Below are 18560 nucleotides of genomic sequence, written 5' to 3'. Positions count from 1 at the left end.
TGCCCGATCGGATCGCCCCGGGTCAGCCAACACCCGGCCCCGGGCTGGCGGGTGCCCCGATGATCGGACCGCACGCCGTCTCAGCCCGCTTGACCACGGGGTCGTTCTGGTCCCAGGCCGGCTGGCCGTCGTTGACGTCCGGCCAGTGCCCGTCCGGTCCCGGATCGGGAAAGTCGCTCACCCGGTTCTCCCGCATGCATCGCGCGTAGCTGCGCTTCGCCTCGATCTCCTCAGAGGTCAGGACCGGTTTCTCCTCCAGCCCTTCCGGCATCGCCGGGAGAAGATCGGCGCATGCGGTCTGCGCCTCGAGGAACGTGGGGTCGCTCTTCATCGCCCGAGCGTCACCGCCGTACTCGAACTTCCCCCGGGCGTCCGGGTCGGTGACCTCCACACCCGCCTCGCGCAGGCAGGCGACGTACCTGCGCACGTCCTCCACGTACGCGGTCACCGCGTCGCCGCTGGTGACGACTGTGGGGGTACCGCCCGCAGAGGCGACCGTCGGCTCCCCCGCGTCCGTGCCGCAACCGGCGAGGGCGAACACCAACGCCGCCGCGCCGAGCGTCGCATGTACTGCTGTCGAAACCGGCACGATAGCCTCTCCCTGAATCGGTCCCACGACTGTGACGAAGCAGCGTCAGGCTATGGCGTGAGCTATGAAGATTCCGTCAAGAAGCTGTGTGATGACCATACGGATCCGACGGCGTACGGTGCCGCGGGTGTTGCGGGGCGGTCGCGGACGGCCCGGCGGGCGATGATGGCGGGTGGGCGGTCGCGGACGGACGACCCGCCACTGATCGACGCCTGCGCCCGACCATCCGTGAGAACTGTCCGCTTCGCGCATGGACGCCGCGCAGCGCCGCCAGCACACTGAGAGGGGAGACTGTGGCCGCGCGGATACTGATCGCGGAGGACGACCGGAAGCAGTCGGATCTGCTGCGCGTCTATCTCGAACGCGAGGGCCACAGCGTGCAGGTGGTCACCGACGGCCAGACCGCGCTCGACCGGTGCCGCGGCAACAGGCCCGATCTGATCATCCTGGACGTCATGATGCCCACCGTGGATGGTCTCGACGTCTGTCGGATCCTGCGGGGCGAGTCCGACGTACCGATCATGCTGCTGACCGCGCGGAGCACCGAGGAGGACATCCTCCTTGGTCTCGATCTGGGTGCCGACGACTACGTCACGAAGCCGTACAGCCCACGGCAACTGGCGGCCCGGGTGCGGGTGCTGCTGCGCCGTACGGGGCGTGATGCCGCCGACCCGGAGGTCTTCGCCGTCGGCGATCTGATCATCGACGCGGCGCGGTTCGAGGTCCGGGTCCGGGGCGAGCTGGTGTCGCTGACCCCCAAGGAGTTCGGCATTCTGCGGGCGCTGGCCGCGCAACCGGGCCGGGTGTTCACCCGCGCGCAGATCATCGACAGGGCGTTCGGCTTCGACCGGTACATCGTGGAGCGGACCGTCGACGCGCACGTGATGAACCTGCGGCGCAAGATCGAGGACGATCCGGCGGAGCCGGTGTACGTACAGACGGTGTACGGCCGTGGCTACCGCATGCCGGAGCAGCCGGGATGAGCTTTCGGCTGCGGGTGCTGCTGATGACCATGCTCATCGCCGTCACCGCCACCGTGGCCACGGGATGGCTGACCTTGCGGCAGGCCTCGCGGGAGTTCACCGCGACGGTCACGGCCGACCAGGACGAGTTGGCCCTGATCACGGCGGGCCTCACCGAGTACGGCGGCCTCGGCTCCTGGGACGGCGTGGCGACACGGGTGAGCGAGCTCTCTGCGGCCACCGGCGAACGGATCCGGGTGGCGAGCGACACCGGTGGAGTTCTGGCCGACTCCGACGTGCTGGCCGGGCGGCCGGCCCGTCCCACCGCCGGCCCGCCCACCCTCGTGGACCCTCGGCCGGTCATCCGGCTACCGGCGGACGCGACCACTGAGGGACTGGCGAAGACGATGACCGCGGTGACGGTGCAGTACGAAAAGGCGCTGCGTGACCTCGCCTGTCTGACCGCCGCCGGAATCGCTGTCACGACCGGGGAGTCGAGCCAGGGGGTCCCGGTGCCCGTCGCGACGGATCCGGACCACCCGGCGGCGCGGAACTGCCAGAGCACGGTCCGACCGCCACCCGACACGACGGGAGCGCACATGGTGACGCTGGTGCGCCCTTGTGTCGCCATGACCGCCGATCGCCGGTCCGAGTGCCTGCAACGGGTCTTCGTCGCCCAGACCGCAGCGTTCGCACCGCAGCCGGTGCAGGTGTACGTCGGCGCGCAGGACGAGGAACCGCCGACGCTGCCCAGAGGCTCCGTTTCGCTGACCGCGGCGGTCGTGGCGGCTGCGGCGGTACTCAGCGCGCTGTTGCTGAGCCGCCGGGTGCTACGCCCCATCGCCGCGCTGACCCAGGCAGCACGGCACCTGGGAGTGGGCAGGCTCGACGAACGGGTACCGGTACGGGGCAACGACGAACTCGCCGAGCTGGGCCGCACGTTCAACCACATGGCCGAATCCCTGCAACGCAGCGAGGATCGGCAGCGGCGGATGATCGCCGACGTGGCTCACGAGCTTCGTACCCCCCTGGCGAACTTGCGCGGGTACCTGGAGGCGGTCAAGGACGGCGTGCTGCCGGCCAGCCCCGAGCTGATCGCCTCGCTGCACGAGGAGGCGCTGCTGCAGCAACGCATCGTCGACGACCTGCAGGACCTTGCCATGGCCGAGGCCGGAGCGATGGCCCTGCACCTCACGCAGGTCGACCTGGCAGAGCTCGCGGAGACCTGCCGGGTCAGCCAGGCGGCGCACACCGAGGCGGCCGGCCTGACGCTGCGCGTCGACGCCACAGGGCCGGTGCACGTGACAGGCGACCCCGACCGACTCCGGCAGGTGCTGGGCAACCTGATCCGCAACGCCGTGGCGGCGACGCAGCCTGGTGGATCGGTCACCCTGACCGTGCGCCCCGAGCCGGACGGCGGTCGGGTGAGTGTCACCGACACCGGGACCGGGATCTCGCCGCAGGACCTGCCACACATCTTCGACCGGTTCTGGCGGGCGGATCACGCGCGGGGTCGGGCCTCCGGCGGCAGCGGACTCGGGCTCGCGATCGCCCGGCAGATCGTCACCAATCACGGCGGCGCGATCACGGCGGCGAGCGAGCCGGCTGTCGGCACCACAGTCACGCTCGTCCTGCCCGCCGCCGCGCCGGTCCGACGGTGAGTCGGGCCGGGTGCGGCAGACGGCCCGTCGGTGCACCGACGGGCCGCCCGATGTTCGATGATCCGGTCATGGCGAGCTGACGCATCCGTACAAGTTCCGCATGGCCAGGTGCGATCGATTCGACCCCTGTACGACATGGTCGTGCCGCCACCAGTGTCGAGCCCGTGCCGCGCCGCGCGATCGTGAGCCGGACTCAACGCCGGATCAGTGTCGTCGTGCCGACTTCGGCGGGATCAGAATCCGCAGTAGACGAAGCTCCCGTAGCCGGGCAGCAGGTCGTCGCGGGTCCACCCCTGCACGCCGGTCGCGTCGTTGCGGACGTACGTCCAGGTGTACCCGTCGTTGCCCACCGTGTAGCAGTGGTAGTCCAGCCGGTGCGACGAGTAGGCGATGCCGTTGATGTCGCACGACGTGCTGGAGCCGCTGCGGTGCCGGACGGCGTCCGCACCCGTCGGCCAGCTGCTGCTGTCGCGGTCGCTGACGGTCCTGCCGCAGGGTGCGTGGGCCAGCGCGGCACTGCTGGTCGCGACCGGTGCGACCAGGGCTGTCACCGCCAGCGCGACCACCCCGAGCGCCCCCCGTGTTGCTCTACGCATACCTTCCTCCTCGGATAGCCAACAGAGCGAACGTCATCGCTCTCTTGAGCACAAGGTATCGACGCTCATGCCTCGAGCCAACCGAGTTGTCGGGTGCCGAACACTCACCGCACTCTCCCTCAGCGGTGGGAGCAAAAAAGGACAGTCCTAATATGATCAAGGACTGGATCCCTTTCCCTGCAACGATCATGGAAACTTCCCCCGACCGACATCAGCCCGCACGGGGTCGCGTGCCGAAAGCCGGGGAACCATGTCCAGCTGAGTGGGATCACCGGGTCAGTAGCTGTAGAAACCCTGACCGGTCTTGCGGCCCAGGTCGCCGGCGGTGACCATGCGCTGCAACAGCTCCGGCGGGAAGAACTTCTCGTCGGCGGTGTCCGCGTAGATGTTCTTCGACGCGTTCAGCAGCACGTCCGCGCCGGTCAGGTCGACGGTCGCCAGCGGACCCATCGCGTGCCCGAAGCCCAGCTTGCAGGCGGTGTCGAGGTCCTCGGCGGAGACCACGCCGGACTCGACGAGCTTGACCGCCTCGACGACGAGCGCGGAGATCAGCCGGGTGGTGACGAAGCCGGCGATGTCCCGGTTGACGACCACGCAGGTCTTACCGATCTCCTCGGCGAACGCCTTCGCGGTGGCCAGTGTCGCATCGGAGGTCTTGTAGCCGCGTACCAGCTCGCAGAGCTTCATCATCGGCACCGGGGAGAAGAAGTGCGTGCCGACCACCGACTCGGGGCGTTCGGTGACGGCGGCGATCTGGGTCACCGGGATCGCTGAGGTGTTGGTGGCCAGGACGGCGTCCGCCTTGCAGATCTTGTCCAGCGCCCGGAACACCTCGTGTTTGATCTCGATCCGCTCGAAGACCGCCTCGACGACGATGTCCGCGTCGCCGGCCGCCGCCAGATCGGTGGTGGTGGTGATCCGGCCCATCGCCGACTCGACGTCGTCGGTGCTGATGGCCCCCTTGCCGGCGAACCGCTCCAGCGACCGCCGGATGCCGTCCACGCCCCGGGCGGTGGCGGCGTCGTCGAGGTCGCGCAGGGTGACCTGCCAGCCTGCCTGGGCGGCGACCTGGGCGATGCCCGATCCCATCAACCCGGCCCCGATCACTGCCAGCCGACCAGCCATCTGCATCTCCTCGTCCACGCGGGCGCAACCAGTGGCTAGCACTCTAACGTGCGGGACTTAACGATCGGTAACCCCAGCGGCCGGGCAACTCCGGCGCACCAATTTGACGGTGTCGTAGGTCACCCACCGCACCGGCCCGTAGGTCATCCGCCGCACCGCTCCACCTGCACGCCGAGCGAGCACAGGTCGGCCACGTAGTTCGGGTAGCCGCGGTCGATGTGGTGTACGTCGGCGATCTCGGTTACCCCGTCGGCGCAGAGCCCGGCGATCACCAGCCCGGCACCGGCCCGGATGTCCGTGGCCCGCACCGGCGCGCCGACCAGCCGTTCTCTGCCGCGTACCACTGCGTGGTGGCCGTCGGTCCTGATGTCGGCGCCGAGCCGGAGCAACTCCTCGACGAACATGAACCGCCCGTCGAAGATGTTCTCGGTCACCAGGGACGCGCCCTCGCTGACCGCCGCCAGCCCGATCGCCATCGGCAACAGATCGGTGGCGAACCCGGGAAACGGCAACGTGACGACGTCCACGGCTCGCGGACGGCGGCCCATCCGTACCCGGAAGCCGTCGCCGCTCGCCTCGACGGTGGCCCCGGCGGTCGCCACCTTGTCCAGGGCGACCTCCAGGAACGACGGATCGACCCCGCGTACAGTGACGTCGCCGCAGGTCATCGCGGCGGCGAAGGCCCAGGTCCCGCCGACGATGCGGTCACCGATGGTCGCGTGCTCGACCGGCCGTAGCTCCGGCACGCCTTCGATGCGCAACGTGGCGGTGCCAGCGCCGTCGATCTGGGCACCCATCCCGGTCAGCATGGCGCAGATGTCGACGATCTCCGGTTCGCGGGCGGCGTTGTCGATCTCGGTCACCCCGTCGGCCAGCACCGCCGCCATGACGAGGTTCTCGGTGGCGCCGACGCTCGGAAAGTCCAGCCAGATGGTGGCGCCGTGCAGCCCACGGGACGCCGACGCGACGACGAGACCCTCCTCACCGGTGATGTCCGCGCCCATCCGGGCCAACCCACCGACGTGCATGTCGAGTCCGCGCGAGCCGATCGCGTCGCCGCCGGGATGGGCCACCCGGACCCGCCCGCAGCGGGCCAGCAGCGGCCCGAGTACGCAGATCGACGCCCGCAGTCGGCGGACCAACTCGTAGTCGGGTTCGCAGCCGGGCACCGGCGGAACGTCGATGACGACGGTACTGGCCCGTGGCGAGCCGGCCACCAGGTGCCCCGGCCCGGTCGCGTCCGGTTCGCAGATGGTGACCTGGCAGCCGAGCCCGCGCAGCACCTCGGCCATGATCGCGATGTCGGTGATCCGGGGCACGTTGCTGATCACGGACCGGCCGGGGGCCAGCAGTGCCGCCGCCATCAGTTTCAGCGCCGAGTTCTTGGCGCCCTCGACCGGCACCGTGCCGGCCAGCCGAGCCCCGCCGGTCACCCGGATGACGTCCCCGGCCGTCGGCGGGGGTACCAGCGCCGGCTCCCCGGCCACCGCGTCGGTGACCGAGGGACGCGCCACGGCGGCGGCCAAGCGGTCTGCTTCGTCGGCGGTAGCCGGGCGGCCCACGTCCGCCGCCGCTGACAAACCCAGGTCGGCCTCGACACCGGCACCGCCGGTGCGGCCGAGAATCCGTACCCTGTCACTCATGGCCGTCCACCTCACCCGCATCTACACCAAGGCCGGCGACACCGGCACGACCAGGCTGAGCAACAACGAAGAGGTCGCCAAGACCGACCCACGGATCTGCGCGTACGCCGACGTCGACGAGTGCAACGCCGCCATCGGGGTGGCGATCGCGCTCGGCGGGCTCGACGAGAGCCTGAGTAGCGTGCTGGGGCAGATCCAGAACGACCTGTTCGACGTCGGCGCCGATCTGTCGAATCCCATCGAGCCGGAGCCGGCGTACCCGCCGCTGCGGGTGACCGAGGCGTATGTCACCCGGCTGGAGGGGTGGTGCGACGAGTACAACTCGCGGCTGGCCAAGCTCGACTCCTTCGTCCTGCCTGGCGGCACCTCTGGCGCCGCGCTGCTACACGTGGCACGCACCGTCGCCCGGCGGGCTGAGCGCGCGGCGTGGGCGCTGATCAATCGCGAACCTGAACGAACCAGCACCCTTCCGGCAAAGTATCTCAATCGTCTCTCAGATTTGCTGTTCATCCTGGCGAGAACCGCGAACCCGGGCGGCGACGTGCTCTGGGTGCCCGGCGGCGGACGCTGACCAGGACACCCGACGATGCCCGGTCTGCATCACGTCGAGGTCTGGGTACCCGATCTGGCCGGGGCTGAACCGGGCTGGTCCTGGCTGCTGGGTGAACTCGGCTGGCAGCCGTACCAGCGCTGGCCGGCCGGCCGGTCCTGGCGCTACGGCGAGACGTACCTGGTGGTCGAGCAGTCACCGGCGCTCACCGCCGAGCGGCACGACCGGTGCGCGCCAGGCCTCAACCACCTGGCGTTTCACGCCGGGTCCCGGCAACGGGTGGACGAACTGGTCGCGGCAGCGCCGGGCCACGGGTGGTCGCTGTTGTTCGCCGAGCGGCATCCGTACGCCGGCGGGCCGGACACCTACGCCGGCTACCTGATTGACGGCTACGGCTATGAGGTCGAACTCGTCGCACCAGGATGAGACGGGGCTGTCTCGCCAGGGTGAGGCGAGCCTAGGCCGCCAGGCTGCGCGAGTCCTCGCCCGGCAGACCGGCCTCCAGCCAGGAGCTGAAGCCGGTGACAGTCGACTCGGCCATCGCGATCTCCACCGGTGCGTGATGGCTGGTGCACCGCAGGATCACCCAGTCGTGCGGCAGGGAGAACCGCTCCTGCCCGCGTGGGCTGCGGCGGCTCTCCACCGCCAGGCCCCGGCGGGAGAGCACCCGCTTGGGCCGCAGGGCGAAGCTGAACATCCGGTACCAGCGGAGCTCATCGCCGACGAATCGCCCGAACCCCGCAGACCAGCCACGCCCGTCCATCATGGTCGAGACCCGGAAGTTGAGCTTGATGGTGCCACTCACCCGGGCCATCAGGGCACGCCGGATGATCAACACCAGGATCGCGGTGAGCAGGGCAATGGCGCCGATCCCGAACCATTCGATGGTCGACATCGGCGGCCCGCTCAGTGGCCGGAAACGGTGGCGGGAGCGGCCGGAGTGGCCTCCTCGGCGAGGATCGTCACGCCGTGGCTGGTCACTGAGAGGAAACCGCCGGCGACGTCGTAGGCGATCTGTTCCCGATCCGGCAGGGTGATCCGCACCTGGCCCGGCTCGGCGAGCTGGCCGAGCATGGGCGCGTGGCCCGGCAGTACGCCGAGCTCACCTTCGGTCGTCCGGGCGGTCACCATTTCGGCCTCGCCGGACCAGACCATCTGCTCGACGGCGACGAGTTCGACGTGCAGTTGCTTGGCCAACGCTGTCTCCTTTGGTGGCGAGGACAAACCCGAGTTTAGTCGGGGCGGCCACCGTGCTCCCAGCCGGGTGCCCGGCGGACCTGACGTCACCTTTCGCGATTGACCAGTTCAGGACGGGTTAGCACGAACTGGTCGAGAGTTCCGGCGCGCAGCGCGCCGAAGCAGTCGTCGGCGTCGTCGGTGAACCGTTCGCCGAGATACTCGCCGACCGGATCGGCGACGGCGGTGCCGGGCAGGTCGAGCAGGACGATGCCGTCGGCCCGCAGCCGACGCAACCCGAGCGCGAAGTCGAGCACCGACCGCCCCCGAGTGCCGACCACCACCGCGTCGCCGGTCGCCTCCAGCACCGCGCCCAACCGGGTCGGATCGGTGATCAGATCCCGGGTGAGCACCTGCTCCGCCAGCGCCCGGACCAGCTGACGCTGGTGGCGCTGCCGGCCGTAGTCACCGTCCGGCAGGCTCTCCCGTTGCCGCACATAGTCCAGCGCCTGCCAGCCGCTGAGCCGATGCTCACCCTGCCGGTACTCGGCCTGCGGACCGGCATAACCCGGCCCGTCGGGGTTGCTCGGCCGCAGCCGGCCATCGGGCTGCCGGTGACGGGAGCGGACGTCGGAGTCGATGTGCATCCGCACCCCACCGATCGCGTCCACCAGGCGTTCCAGGCCGGCGAAGTTGACGATGACCCCGGCGTCGAACTGCTCGATCCCGGTACGGGCGGAAACCGTGGCGGCGAGCAGTTGGAAGCCGGCCACCGGGTCCGGCTTTCCGGCACCGGGCACCCGACTGCCGTACGCCATCGCGGCGTTGATCCGGTCGACTCCGCCGGGGTGACCGCTGACGCCGAAAGCCGGGATCTCCACCAGCAGATCGCGGGGCAGCGAGATCAGGTACGCCCGGGACAGTTCCGCCGGGATGTGTACGACCAGCACGGTGTCCGCCCGGGGTGTCCGCTCCGGCTGGTCGGCCGGCCGGTCGATGCCGACCAGCAGCACATTGACCGGCCCGGTGAGCTTGCCCGGCGGCGCCGAAGCCGAACTTCCGTCGCCGAACAGGTCCGCGACCGGGACGGTGGCGGTGTAGCGGTCGACCACGGTTCGGCTGAGTACCACGACCGCAGCCGAAATGAGCAACAGCCCGACGAGTACCGCGAGCAGCGCGTTGCGTTCCGGGTGCCGGCGGCGCATCCTGGCCCGTCGCCCCACCGTCGCCGGGATCGGTGCCTGATCCGTGGTCCGGTCCGGCTCCGCCATTGCCCCGACCCCCGTCCGCCCGCTGAGCCGGCCGGGTACCCGGGGCAGGCTGGCGCAAACGCCGCGCCCGTACCCCCGCCGGGGTGAACGCGACGAGCGCCCCGCCTCAGTGGCGGGGCGCTCGGGATGCTGGTGCGATCGACAGCCGGGGCGGTCAGTCGTCCTTCATCAGCTCGCGGGCGTTGCGCTCCAGGTCGTCGAGCCCACCGCACATGAAGAAGGCCTGCTCGGGGAAGTGGTCGTACTCCCCTTCGCTGATCTTGCGGAACGCCTCGATGGTGTCCTTGACCGGCACGTAGGAACCCTTGATGCCGGTGAAGACCTCGGCCGCGAAGGTGTTCTGCGACAGGAACCGCTCGATCCGCCGGGCCCGGGAAACGGTGATCTTGTCGACCTCGGAGAGTTCCTCCATACCGAGGATGGCGATGATGTCCTGCAGGTCCTTGTACTTCTGCAGGATCCGCTTCACCTCGGTGGCGACCGCGTAGTGCTCCTGGCCGACGAACTCCGGGGCGAGGATCCGCGACGAGGACGCCAGCGGGTCGACCGCCGGGTAGATGCCCTTGTCGGAGATGGACCGCTCCAGGTTGGTGGTGGCGTCCAGGTGGGCGAAGGTGGTGGCCGGCGCCGGGTCGGTGTAGTCGTCGGCGGGCACGTAGATCGCCTGCATCGAGGTGATCGCCTGGCCCTTGACGGAGGTGATCCGCTCCTGCAGCTCGCCCATCTCGTCGGCCAGGGTGGGCTGGTAGCCCACCGCGGACGGCATCCGGCCGAGCAGCGTGGAGACCTCGGAACCGGCCTGGGTGAACCGGAAGATGTTGTCGATGAAGAGCAACACCTCCTGCTTCTGCACGTCGCGGAAGTACTCCGCCATGGTCAGCGCCGCCAGCGCGACCCGCAACCGGGTGCCCGGCGGCTCGTCCATCTGGCCGAAGACCAGTGCGGTCTTGTCGATGACGCCCGACTCGGTCATCTCGTGGATGAGGTCGTTGCCCTCACGGGTCCGCTCCCCCACGCCGGCGAAGACCGACGTACCGCCGAAGTTGTTGGCGACCCGGATGATCATCTCCTGGATGAGCACCGTCTTGCCCACGCCGGCACCGCCGAACAGCCCGATCTTGCCGCCCTTGACGTACGGGGCGAGCAGGTCGAGCACCTTGATGCCGGTCTCCAGCATCTCGGTCTTCGGCTCCAGGTCGGCGAACGCCGGCGCCTTCTGGTGGATCGACCGACGCTCGGTGACCTGCAGCGTCTCGCCCTCGGCGAGATTGAGGCATTCACCGATGGTGTTGAAAACCTTGCCCTTGACGCCATCACCGACCGGCACCATGATCGGCGATCCGGTGTCGCGGACCACCGCGCCACGGACCAGACCGTCGGTCGGCTGCATCGAGATCGCCCGGATCACGTTGTCGCCGAGGTGCTGGGCGACCTCCAGGGTCAGGGTCCGCTCACCGCCGGCCAGCGCGACGTCCACGTGCAGGGCGTTGGTGATCGCCGGCATCGCCTCGCGGGGGAACTCGGCGTCGACGACCGGGCCGATGACCCGGACCACGCGGCCGGCAGCCGTACTGGTCGCTCCGGTTGCCTGGGTTTCTACAGAGGCAGTCATCACACTTCACTTCCCGCCGCCGCGAGCGCGTTGGCGCCGCCGACGATCTCGCTGATCTCCTGGGTGATCCCGGCCTGACGCGCCGAGTTCATTAGCCGCGTGTACTTCTCGATCATGTCCTCGGCGTTGTCCGTGGCGCTCTTCATCGCCCGCCGCCGGGCCGCCGACTCACTCGCCGCCGATTCGATCAGCGCCGCGTAGATCCGGGTGTTGATGTATTTCGGCAGCAACGCGTCGAGCAGCGCCTCGGCGTTCGGCTCGAACTCGTACGCCGGCAGCACACCACGCGGTGCCTCGTCGATCGAACGCTCCTCGACCTCCATCGGGCCGAGGATCCGGGGCACCGGCGTCTGCGTCATCAGCGACTTGAACTCGGTGGAGACGATGTGCAGCTCGTCCACCCCGAGCACCCCGTCGGCACCGCTGCCGCCGTCGGTGTCGTCCGAGCCGTGCCGGAACGCCGTGATCAGCGTCTCGCCGACCTCGCGGGCGTCAGAAAAGCCCGGCTGCTCGGAGAAACCGGTCCAGCTCGCCTCGATCGGCCGGTTGCGGAACCGGTAGTACGACACACCCTTGCGGCCGATGACGTACAGCACCGGTTCCTTACCGTCGTCCTTGAGCCGCGTGATCAGCGACTCGGCGGTCTTGATCGCGTTGGTGCTGTACCCGCCGGCCAGGCCCCGGTCGCTGGTGATCACCAGCACCCCGGCCCGGCGGACCTGCGGACGCGCGGTCAGCAGCGGGTGGTCGACCGAGGCGTTGGAGGCCAACGCGGAGAGCACACCGGTGATCGCGTTGGCGTACGGCAGCGAGGCCGCCACCCGCGCCTGCGCCTTCGCGACTCGGCTCGTCGCGACGAGCTCCATCGCCTTGGTGATCTTCTTCATCGACTTCGCCGAGCGAATCCGCTGGCGAAGCACCCGAACCTGGGCCGGCATCTGTCCGCCTTCCTACTGCTTCGGCGGGGCGCTGGTGTAGCGGGTCACGGTCTCCCGCTCCTGCTCGCCCTCCAGAGCCTCGGCCGGTGCCTCGTTGACCACCCGGCTGGGGTCCTTGGACAGGAACATTTCCTTGAACTTCTCGACCGCTTCGCTGAGCGTGGTGGTGATCTCGTCGTCCCAGTTGTACGCGGCGATCGAGTCCAGGGTGCCGGCGTACGAGTGCCGCAGGTACTCCAGGAACTCGGTCTCGAACCGGCGGACGTCACCGACCGCGATGTCGTCGAGCTTGCCTTCGGTGCCGGCCCAGACCGAGACGACCTGCTCCTGCACCGGGAACGGCGAGTAGTTCGGCTGCTTGAGCAGCTCGACCAGGCGACCACCGCGGTCCAGCTGGTTACGCGACGCCTTGTCCAGGTCGGAGGCGAGCGCGGAGAACGCCTCCAGCTCGCGGTACTGGGCCAGGTCCAGCCGCAGCCGGCCCGCGACCTTACGCATCGGCTTGACCTGCGCGGCACCACCGACCCGGGAGACCGAGGTACCGACGTTGATCGCCGGGCGCTGACCCTGGTTGAACAGGTCGGTCTCCAGGAAGATCTGGCCGTCGGTGATCGAGATGACGTTGGTCGGGATGAAGGCCGAGATGTCGTTGGCCTTCGTCTCGATGATCGGCAGGCCGGTCATCGAACCGGCACCGAGGGCGTCGGAGAGCTTCGCGCAGCGCTCCAGCAGCCGCGAGTGCAGGTAGAAGACGTCACCCGGGTACGCCTCGCGGCCCGGCGGGCGGCGCAGCAGCAGCGACACGGCACGGTACGCCTCGGCCTGCTTGCTCAGGTCGTCGAAGACGATCAGCACGTGCTTGCCGGCGTACATCCAGTGCTGCCCGATGGAGGAACCGGTGTACGGCGCGATGTACTTGAAGCCGGCCGGGTCGGAGGCGGGCGAGGCGACGATGGTGGTGTACTCCATCGCGCCGTGCTCCTCCAGCACGCCCTTGATCGAGGCGATGGTGGAGGCCTTCTGGCCGATCGCCACGTAGATGCAGCGCACCTGCTTGGTCGGGTCGCCGGACTCCCAGTTGGCGCGCTGGTTGAGAATCGTGTCCAGCGCGACGGTGGTCTTGCCGGTCTTGCGGTCGCCGATGATCAGCTGCCGCTGGCCGCGACCGATCGGGGTCATGGCGTCGATCGCCTTGATCCCGGTCTGCAGCGGCTCGGTGACCGACTGCCGGGCCATCACGTTCGGCGCCTGCAGCTCCAGCTCGCGGTAGCCGTCGTTGGTGATCTCGCCGAGGCCGTCGATCGGCTCGCCGAGGGCGCTCACGACGCGGCCGAGGAAGGCGTCACCGACGGGTACGGACAGCACCCGGCCGGTGCGCTTGACCCGCTGACCCTCCTCGATGCCGGCGTAGTCACCCAGCACGACCACACCGATGTCGCGTACGTCGAGGTTCAGCGCCACGCCCAGCGTGCCGTCCTCGAATTCCAACAGTTCGTTCGCCATCGCCGAGGGCAGTCCCTCGACGTGGGCGATGCCGTCCCCGGCGTCCGCCACGGTGCCGACCTCTTCGCGAGACAGCTCCGGCGTGTAGGAGGAGACGTAGCTTTCTAGTGCGCCACGGATCTCGTCCGACGAGATGGTCAGCTCGGCCATCCTCTGCTTCCTCTATGTCTAGTGGCCCGGAGGTTCCCGGAACGGCATGGACTTGGGTCAGCGCCCAGCAAGCGCCTTACGAGTGTCGATGAGGCGGCGCCGTACGGTGCCGTCGTACAGGTCTGATCCGATCCGTACGCTCATCCCGCCGAGAACAGCCGGGTCGACCGTCAACTTGACGGAGACTTCTCGACCGTACATTCCGGTCAAGGTCGCGCCCAACCGCTGCTCCTGTGCTTCGGTGAGCGCGGCGGCGACCGTGACGTGTGCGACCTGCCGGTCCCGCCGCTGCGCGGCCAGCTCCACCAGGCGGCTGAGCCCGGCGCTGACGGAACGCCCACCAAAGCCGCGCACCGCCTGGTCCGCCAGGCGGATGGTGGCGGGTTTGGCTTTACCGGTGAGCAGGCCGCGGACCAGCTCGACCCGCCGGTCGACGGCCACCGAGCCGTCTCCGATCACCGCGCCGAGTTGCTGGTCACCATCGATGATCTTGCCGAATCGGAACAGCTCGTCCTCGACCTCGATCAGGTCGCCGGCCGAATCGGCACCGGCCAGGACCGCGTCCACCCCGAGCCGCTCCGTCGCGTCGAGCAGCTCCGACGGCGTCGACCACCGTGCCGTGACCACGGCTGCCAGCAGCTCGACGGCCTCGGTGGTGACCTTGCCGGCGAGCAGACCCCGCAGCAGATCCACCCGGTCGTCGGCGGCCCGCGCCGGGTCGGACAGCGCCCGCCGCAGCCGGGGCTGGCGGCGCAGCAGGTCGGCCACGGAGAGGATGTCGTCGGCCGTGGCGGCGACCGCGGCCGGCGCGCTGCCGGCGACGAAGGCAGCCAGGCGTTCGGTCACCGCAGCGTAGGACTCCCGGCTGGTGGCGGACTGCATCAGCGGGCCCCCGTGCTCTCCAGGTCGGTCAGGAACCGCTCGACGGTGCCCTTGCGGCGGGCCTCGTCGGCGAGCGCGTCCCCGACGATCCGGCCAGCCAGGTCGACGGCGAGCGTACCGATCTCGGCACGCAGCTCACGGATGATGGTCTGCCGCTCCGCCGCGAGTTGCTCCTTGCCGGCCGCGATGATCCGGTCGGATTCCTCGCGCGCCTTGGCGAGGATGTCCTGCCGGATGCCCTCGGCGTCGGCCCGGGCGTCGTCGCGGATCCGGGCGGCGTCGGTGCGCGCCTCGGCCAGCTGGACCTTGTACTGCTCCAGCAGTTCGTTCGCCTCGGCCTGCGCGGCCTCGGCCCGCTTGATGCCGCCCTCGATTGCCTCGACCCGCGCCTGGTACATCGCTTCCATCCGCGGAAACACGAACTTCAGCAGTACAGCGACCAGCAGACCGAAGGCGACCAGACCGACGATGATCTCAGACAGCGGCGGGAGCAGGATGTTCCCGCCTTCTTCCGCGGCAATGTTCATGGACGTTTCCCTTCGCCCGGACCGGCCGTAACGCAGCCGGTCACCGAGTCAGACGCGGTGGGCCCGTCGGCCCACCAGGTTGCCGGCCGAATCAGCTGAGCGCGAACGCGAGCACCAAGCCGAGCAGGGCCAGCGCCTCGATGACGGCGAAGCCCATGAACATGTAGACCCGGGTCAGGCCGGCGCTCTCCGGCTGGCGGGCGGTCGCCTGGATGTAGGCGGCGAACACCAGACCGACGCCGATACCGGGGCCAATGGCAGCAATGCCGTAGCCGATAGCGTTCAGGCTGCCGGTGATCTCCATGATTGTTTTCCTCCTGCGTTGAACGCGTGTCCATCACGCGCACGTTTAGGTGAATGTTCAGTTGTCGCCCGCGGAACAAACTGCGAACGTGTGCCGATCGGAGCGGCCGGGCTCAGTGTGACTCGGCCAGCGAGTGTTGCAGGTAGGTCGCGCTGAGCAGGGTGAAGACGTACGCCTGGAGAACCATGATGCCGAACTCGAAGAAGGTCATCACGATCGCCATGCCCCAGCTCAGGACGGCGATGGGCTTGATGAACATGCTGTCCGCCTGGAAGAGCGCCACACCGCCGAGGATGAAGACCAGCAGGATCATGTGGCCGGCGAACATGTTGGCGAAAAGACGGACGGAGAGCGTCACCGGCCGCAGGATCAGGTTGGAGACGAACTCGATCGGCACCAGGATCGGCTGCACCCACAGCGGCGCGCCGGAAACCCAGCAGACGTGCTTGATGTAGCCGAGGAAGCCCCACTTGGCGATGCCGTGGCCGATGTAGAGCAGCCAGCTGACGAGTGCCAGCACCATCGGGAAGGCGATGTGTGACATCGGCGAGATCTGGGCGAACGGGACGATGCCCCAGAGATTGTTCAGCAGGATGAAGCAGAACAGCACCGTCAGGTAGGGCGCGAACCGCACCCCGTCCTTGCCGATCACGTCCCGGGCGATGTTGTCGCGCACCATGCCGTAGACCGACTCGGCCAGCCACTGACCCTTGGTCGGCACCAGTTTCGGGCTCCGGTAGGTGACCAGGAAGAAGATCATCACCAGCGCGGCGGCGATCCAGAGCAGCAGCGTTATCTTGGTGAAGGCAGCCGCCCAGGCGGTGCCGTCCAGCCCCGGAATGAGGCTGCGGAAGTCGAAGGCATCCACGCCGGGAGGAAACTCCGCGGCGAGAACGGTGGGCTGCTCAATCAACGCATCCTCCGTTGGTCGGGCCTGGTCACGCGCCCAGCTTCTTAACGGTCAGGTAGACCCCGGCCGCCGTCCCGCCGATCAGACCGATCAGCAGCCCGACGTTGGGCAGGTTCAGCCAACGGTCGACGAGCCACCCCGCTCCGCCCCACACGGCCATCCCGCCGAGCAGGTAGCCGATCGCGGCGAACCCGGCGTCGGCCCCGGAGGGGCCCGCGGGTTCAGAGGGTGATTCACCGGCCATGACGCCGGAAACATATCAGGGCAACGATAGAGGCTGTGCGTCACCCCCCGCACAACCCTCGTTGTGTGGGCGACCCATTGGCACCTCAGATGGGGGCTCACGGTACTCCTCTCTCAACGATCTTGCACTAATCGAGGGACAAACCGGACGAAAGTTCTCGATAAGTGCAAGATCGCCGAGGGCGAGGAGAGTCAGCGGGGGTCGATCTCGACGTACGGGATACGGGCCCGGAAGGTCCACCAGACCTGTGCGGTGACCCACGTGACGGTCGCCACGATGATCGCCACCGCGAGCATCCGCTGACCAGGCCAGCCCGATGCCGCCACCGCGAACACCGCCACACCCAGCACCGCGAACTTCACGCCGTACGTGAGCAGCCCCACACTCAGCACCATCGTCGGGTGCACAGCGTCCGCCCAGGCCAGCGCCAGGCTCGACACCACGTAGCTGACCACCACCAGCAGCACCCCGGCCGCCGCCCCGGCCGCACCCGGACCACCGTCCAGCCCCGCACCGACCGCGGTCAGCACCACCAGCAGGATCGCCGACGCCAGCAACGGCAGCGGCAGGTGCCGTAGCCGTTTGCGCATCATCGGGAGTACTCAACGGGTCGGGGATACGCCGGGAACTCGGCGACCAGCTCGGTGACCGCACCGGCGATCTCGGTCAGCTCGGCGGTGCCCGCCACGGTCGCCGGATCCGCCCGTACCGCCCGGGCGATCAACTCCGCGACCACCCGCAACTGCGGCTCGGTCATCCCCTGCGTGGTGACGCAGCCGGTGCCCACCCGGATCCCGGACGCCGTCATCGGCGGCTGCGGATCGTACGGGATCGCGTTCTTGTTCAACGTGATCCGGGCCAGCTCACAGCGGGCCTCGGCGTCGCGTCCACTGACCCCGACCTCGCGCAGGTCGATCAGCGCCAGATGGGTGTCGGTGCCGCCGGAGACCGGCCGCATCCCCGCTTCGGCCAGCCCGTCGGCGAGCGTCCGCGCGTTGCGCACCACCTGGGCGGCGTACTCGCCGAAGGCCGGCCGCGCCGCCTCCCGCAGGGCGACCGCCTTGGCCGCGACCGCGTGCATCAACGGACCGCCCTGGGTGAACGGGAAGACCGCCTTGTCGATCCGCTCGGCGAACTCCGCCCGGCACAGGATCATCCCGCCGCGCGGCCCGCGCAGCACCTTGTGCGTCGTCGCGCAGACCACGTCGGCGTACGGCACCGGCGACGGGATCGCCCCACCGGCGACCAGACCGATGAAGTGGGCCGCGTCGACCATCAGGTACGCGTCGACCTCGTCGGCGATGGACCGGAACGCGGCGAAGTCGATCAGACGCGGATAGGCGGTGGCCCCACAGATGATCAGCTTGGGCCGGTGCCGCCGGGCCAGGTCCCGCACCTGGTCGTAGTCGATCAGCTCGGTGTCGGCGCGCACCGGGTAGCCGACCGCGTCGAACCAGCGGCCGGAGAAGTTCACCCGACTGCCGTGGGTCAGGTGCCCGCCGTGCGGCAGCTCCATCGCCAGCACCTTCTCGCCCGGCGCCACCAGGGCGGCGTACGCGGCCAGATTCGCCGACGCCCCCGAATGGGGCTGCAGGTTGGCGTGCCCGGCGCCGAACAGCTCCCGGGCCCGGGTCAGCCCGATCGTCTCGGCCTGGTCAACCTGGGCGCAGCCACCGTAGTAGCGCCGCCCCGGGTAGCCCTCGGCGTACTTGTTGGTCAGCGTCGACCCGAGCGCGGCCAGCACCGCCGGTGAGGTCAGGTTCTCACTGGCGATCAGTTGCAGACCGGCGCGCAGTCGATCGAGCTCGCCGAGCACCACCTGGGCGATCTCCGGATCGGTCGACGACAACTCGTCGAAGTCCGGCCCCCAGAACGGGGGAACCACCGAATCCATTGCGATCTCGCCTCCGTCGGCTG

Annotated in this window: 21 protein-coding genes; 4 read left to right on the top strand and 17 right to left on the bottom strand. The window is 69.3% G+C overall.

Annotated features, from left to right (window positions below; genetic code table 11):
- Positions 1-22 precede the first annotated feature (22 nt).
- Positions 23-589, bottom strand: coding sequence for a hypothetical protein (locus ACFHVL_RS05860; RefSeq protein ID WP_416626038.1), 567 nt, complete (start codon positions 587-589; stop codon positions 23-25).
- A gap of 293 nt (positions 590-882) precedes the next feature.
- On the opposite strand from ACFHVL_RS05860, the gene ACFHVL_RS05855 reads away from it, so the two are divergent.
- Entirely contained in the window at positions 883-1572 is a 690-nt protein-coding gene (locus ACFHVL_RS05855; protein WP_416626037.1) for a response regulator transcription factor, read from the top strand.
- A complete protein-coding gene (locus tag ACFHVL_RS05850; RefSeq protein ID WP_416626036.1) occupies positions 1569-3212 on the top strand; it encodes a sensor histidine kinase in 1644 nt (547 codons plus the stop codon). Before ACFHVL_RS05855 ends, ACFHVL_RS05850 begins: the two co-directional genes overlap by 4 nt.
- Before the next feature lie 233 nt (positions 3213-3445).
- Here the strand turns inward: ACFHVL_RS05850 and ACFHVL_RS05845 are convergent, their stop codons facing one another.
- The 3 genes from ACFHVL_RS05845 to murA form a co-directional block, all read right to left on the bottom strand.
- Positions 3446-3808, bottom strand: a complete 363-nt coding sequence (locus ACFHVL_RS05845; RefSeq protein WP_416626035.1) for a hypothetical protein — start codon at positions 3806-3808, stop codon at positions 3446-3448.
- Positions 3809-4084: 276 nt separating this feature from the next.
- A complete protein-coding gene (locus tag ACFHVL_RS05840; RefSeq protein ID WP_416626034.1) occupies positions 4085-4933 on the bottom strand; it encodes a 3-hydroxyacyl-CoA dehydrogenase family protein in 849 nt (282 codons plus the stop codon).
- A gap of 143 nt (positions 4934-5076) precedes the next feature.
- Complete coding sequence (gene murA / locus ACFHVL_RS05835) at positions 5077-6459, bottom strand: UDP-N-acetylglucosamine 1-carboxyvinyltransferase (protein ID WP_416626104.1); 1383 nt, start codon at positions 6457-6459, stop codon at positions 5077-5079.
- 115 nt (positions 6460-6574) lie between these two features.
- Here murA and ACFHVL_RS05830 point away from each other — a divergent pair, with 115 nt between their 5' ends.
- Together ACFHVL_RS05830 and ACFHVL_RS05825 are read left to right on the top strand one after the other, a co-directional pair.
- Positions 6575-7147, top strand: coding sequence for a cob(I)yrinic acid a,c-diamide adenosyltransferase (locus ACFHVL_RS05830; RefSeq protein ID WP_416626033.1), 573 nt, complete (start codon positions 6575-6577; stop codon positions 7145-7147).
- A gap of 15 nt (positions 7148-7162) precedes the next feature.
- Complete coding sequence (locus tag ACFHVL_RS05825) at positions 7163-7552, top strand: VOC family protein (protein WP_416626032.1); 390 nt, start codon at positions 7163-7165, stop codon at positions 7550-7552.
- Positions 7553-7583: 31 nt separating this feature from the next.
- Here ACFHVL_RS05825 and ACFHVL_RS05820 read toward each other — a convergent pair whose 3' ends face one another.
- The 13 genes from ACFHVL_RS05820 to glyA form a co-directional block, all read right to left on the bottom strand.
- Positions 7584-8021, bottom strand: coding sequence for a DUF2550 domain-containing protein (locus tag ACFHVL_RS05820; RefSeq protein WP_416626031.1), 438 nt, complete (start codon positions 8019-8021; stop codon positions 7584-7586).
- 11 nt (positions 8022-8032) lie between these two features.
- Positions 8033-8323 (bottom strand): F0F1 ATP synthase subunit epsilon, encoded by a 291-nt coding sequence (locus ACFHVL_RS05815; protein WP_416626030.1) that lies wholly within the window; start codon positions 8321-8323, stop codon positions 8033-8035.
- 86 nt (positions 8324-8409) lie between these two features.
- On the bottom strand, positions 8410-9573 hold the full coding sequence (locus tag ACFHVL_RS05810; RefSeq protein WP_416626029.1) for an LCP family protein: 1164 nt from the start codon (positions 9571-9573) through the stop codon (positions 8410-8412).
- Positions 9574-9727: 154 nt separating this feature from the next.
- A complete protein-coding gene (atpD, locus tag ACFHVL_RS05805) occupies positions 9728-11185 on the bottom strand; it encodes a F0F1 ATP synthase subunit beta (RefSeq protein WP_416626028.1) in 1458 nt (485 codons plus the stop codon).
- Complete coding sequence (locus ACFHVL_RS05800) at positions 11185-12123, bottom strand: F0F1 ATP synthase subunit gamma (protein WP_416626027.1); 939 nt, start codon at positions 12121-12123, stop codon at positions 11185-11187. The genes atpD and ACFHVL_RS05800 overlap by 1 nt, the downstream gene beginning before the upstream one ends.
- 12 nt (positions 12124-12135) lie before the next feature.
- Complete coding sequence (gene atpA / locus ACFHVL_RS05795) at positions 12136-13776, bottom strand: F0F1 ATP synthase subunit alpha (protein ID WP_416626026.1); 1641 nt, start codon at positions 13774-13776, stop codon at positions 12136-12138.
- Between the two features lie 57 nt (positions 13777-13833).
- Positions 13834-14658, bottom strand: coding sequence for a F0F1 ATP synthase subunit delta (locus ACFHVL_RS05790; protein ID WP_416626025.1), 825 nt, complete (start codon positions 14656-14658; stop codon positions 13834-13836).
- Positions 14658-15185 carry a F0F1 ATP synthase subunit B gene (locus ACFHVL_RS05785; RefSeq protein WP_326551954.1) on the bottom strand — a complete coding sequence of 176 codons (528 nt, stop codon included), beginning with the start codon at positions 15183-15185 and terminating at the stop codon, positions 14658-14660. The genes ACFHVL_RS05790 and ACFHVL_RS05785 overlap by 1 nt, the downstream gene beginning before the upstream one ends.
- A 91-nt stretch (positions 15186-15276) precedes the next feature.
- Complete coding sequence (gene atpE / locus ACFHVL_RS05780) at positions 15277-15489, bottom strand: ATP synthase F0 subunit C (RefSeq protein ID WP_416626024.1); 213 nt, start codon at positions 15487-15489, stop codon at positions 15277-15279.
- 112 nt (positions 15490-15601) lie between these two features.
- Positions 15602-16402, bottom strand: coding sequence for a F0F1 ATP synthase subunit A (gene atpB, locus ACFHVL_RS05775; RefSeq protein ID WP_416626023.1), 801 nt, complete (start codon positions 16400-16402; stop codon positions 15602-15604).
- 25 nt (positions 16403-16427) lie between these two features.
- The gene (locus ACFHVL_RS05770) at positions 16428-16643 is read right to left on the bottom strand and encodes a hypothetical protein (protein WP_416626022.1); all 216 of its coding nucleotides are present in this window, start codon (positions 16641-16643) and stop codon (positions 16428-16430) included.
- A 191-nt stretch (positions 16644-16834) separates the two neighbouring features.
- A complete protein-coding gene (locus ACFHVL_RS05765; RefSeq protein WP_416626021.1) occupies positions 16835-17236 on the bottom strand; it encodes a hypothetical protein in 402 nt (133 codons plus the stop codon).
- Positions 17233-18537 carry a serine hydroxymethyltransferase gene (glyA, locus tag ACFHVL_RS05760; protein ID WP_416626020.1) on the bottom strand — a complete coding sequence of 435 codons (1305 nt, stop codon included), beginning with the start codon at positions 18535-18537 and terminating at the stop codon, positions 17233-17235. The genes ACFHVL_RS05765 and glyA overlap by 4 nt, the downstream gene beginning before the upstream one ends.
- Positions 18538-18560 lie beyond the last annotated feature (23 nt).

Origin of the sequence: Micromonospora sp. LOL_023, assembly GCF_048060115.1 — a bacterium.
Classification (GTDB): domain Bacteria; phylum Actinomycetota; class Actinomycetes; order Mycobacteriales; family Micromonosporaceae; genus Micromonospora_E.
Note: the sequence above shows the minus strand (reverse complement) of the source record. Positions and strands in the feature narration are given on the sequence as shown.

Coding starts and splice junctions, on each gene's coding strand:
- ACFHVL_RS05850 (WP_416626036.1), top strand. CDS start 1,569: ATGAGCTTTCGGCTGCGGGTGCTGCTGATGACCATGCTCATCGCCGTC.
- ACFHVL_RS05845 (WP_416626035.1), bottom strand. CDS start 3,808: ATGCGTAGAGCAACACGGGGGGCGCTCGGGGTGGTCGCGCTGGCGGTG.
- ACFHVL_RS05840 (WP_416626034.1), bottom strand. CDS start 4,933: ATGGCTGGTCGGCTGGCAGTGATCGGGGCCGGGTTGATGGGATCGGGC.
- ACFHVL_RS05830 (WP_416626033.1), top strand. CDS start 6,575: ATGGCCGTCCACCTCACCCGCATCTACACCAAGGCCGGCGACACCGGC.
- ACFHVL_RS05825 (WP_416626032.1), top strand. CDS start 7,163: ATGCCCGGTCTGCATCACGTCGAGGTCTGGGTACCCGATCTGGCCGGG.
- ACFHVL_RS05820 (WP_416626031.1), bottom strand. CDS start 8,021: ATGTCGACCATCGAATGGTTCGGGATCGGCGCCATTGCCCTGCTCACC.
- ACFHVL_RS05810 (WP_416626029.1), bottom strand. CDS start 9,573: ATGGCGGAGCCGGACCGGACCACGGATCAGGCACCGATCCCGGCGACG.
- atpD (WP_416626028.1), bottom strand. CDS start 11,185: ATGACTGCCTCTGTAGAAACCCAGGCAACCGGAGCGACCAGTACGGCT.
- ACFHVL_RS05800 (WP_416626027.1), bottom strand. CDS start 12,123: ATGCCGGCCCAGGTTCGGGTGCTTCGCCAGCGGATTCGCTCGGCGAAG.
- atpA (WP_416626026.1), bottom strand. CDS start 13,776: ATGGCCGAGCTGACCATCTCGTCGGACGAGATCCGTGGCGCACTAGAA.
- ACFHVL_RS05790 (WP_416626025.1), bottom strand. CDS start 14,658: ATGCAGTCCGCCACCAGCCGGGAGTCCTACGCTGCGGTGACCGAACGC.
- ACFHVL_RS05785 (WP_326551954.1), bottom strand. CDS start 15,185: ATGAACATTGCCGCGGAAGAAGGCGGGAACATCCTGCTCCCGCCGCTG.
- atpE (WP_416626024.1), bottom strand. CDS start 15,489: ATGGAGATCACCGGCAGCCTGAACGCTATCGGCTACGGCATTGCTGCC.
- ACFHVL_RS05770 (WP_416626022.1), bottom strand. CDS start 16,643: ATGGCCGGTGAATCACCCTCTGAACCCGCGGGCCCCTCCGGGGCCGAC.
- ACFHVL_RS05765 (WP_416626021.1), bottom strand. CDS start 17,236: ATGATGCGCAAACGGCTACGGCACCTGCCGCTGCCGTTGCTGGCGTCG.
- glyA (WP_416626020.1), bottom strand. CDS start 18,537: ATGGATTCGGTGGTTCCCCCGTTCTGGGGGCCGGACTTCGACGAGTTG.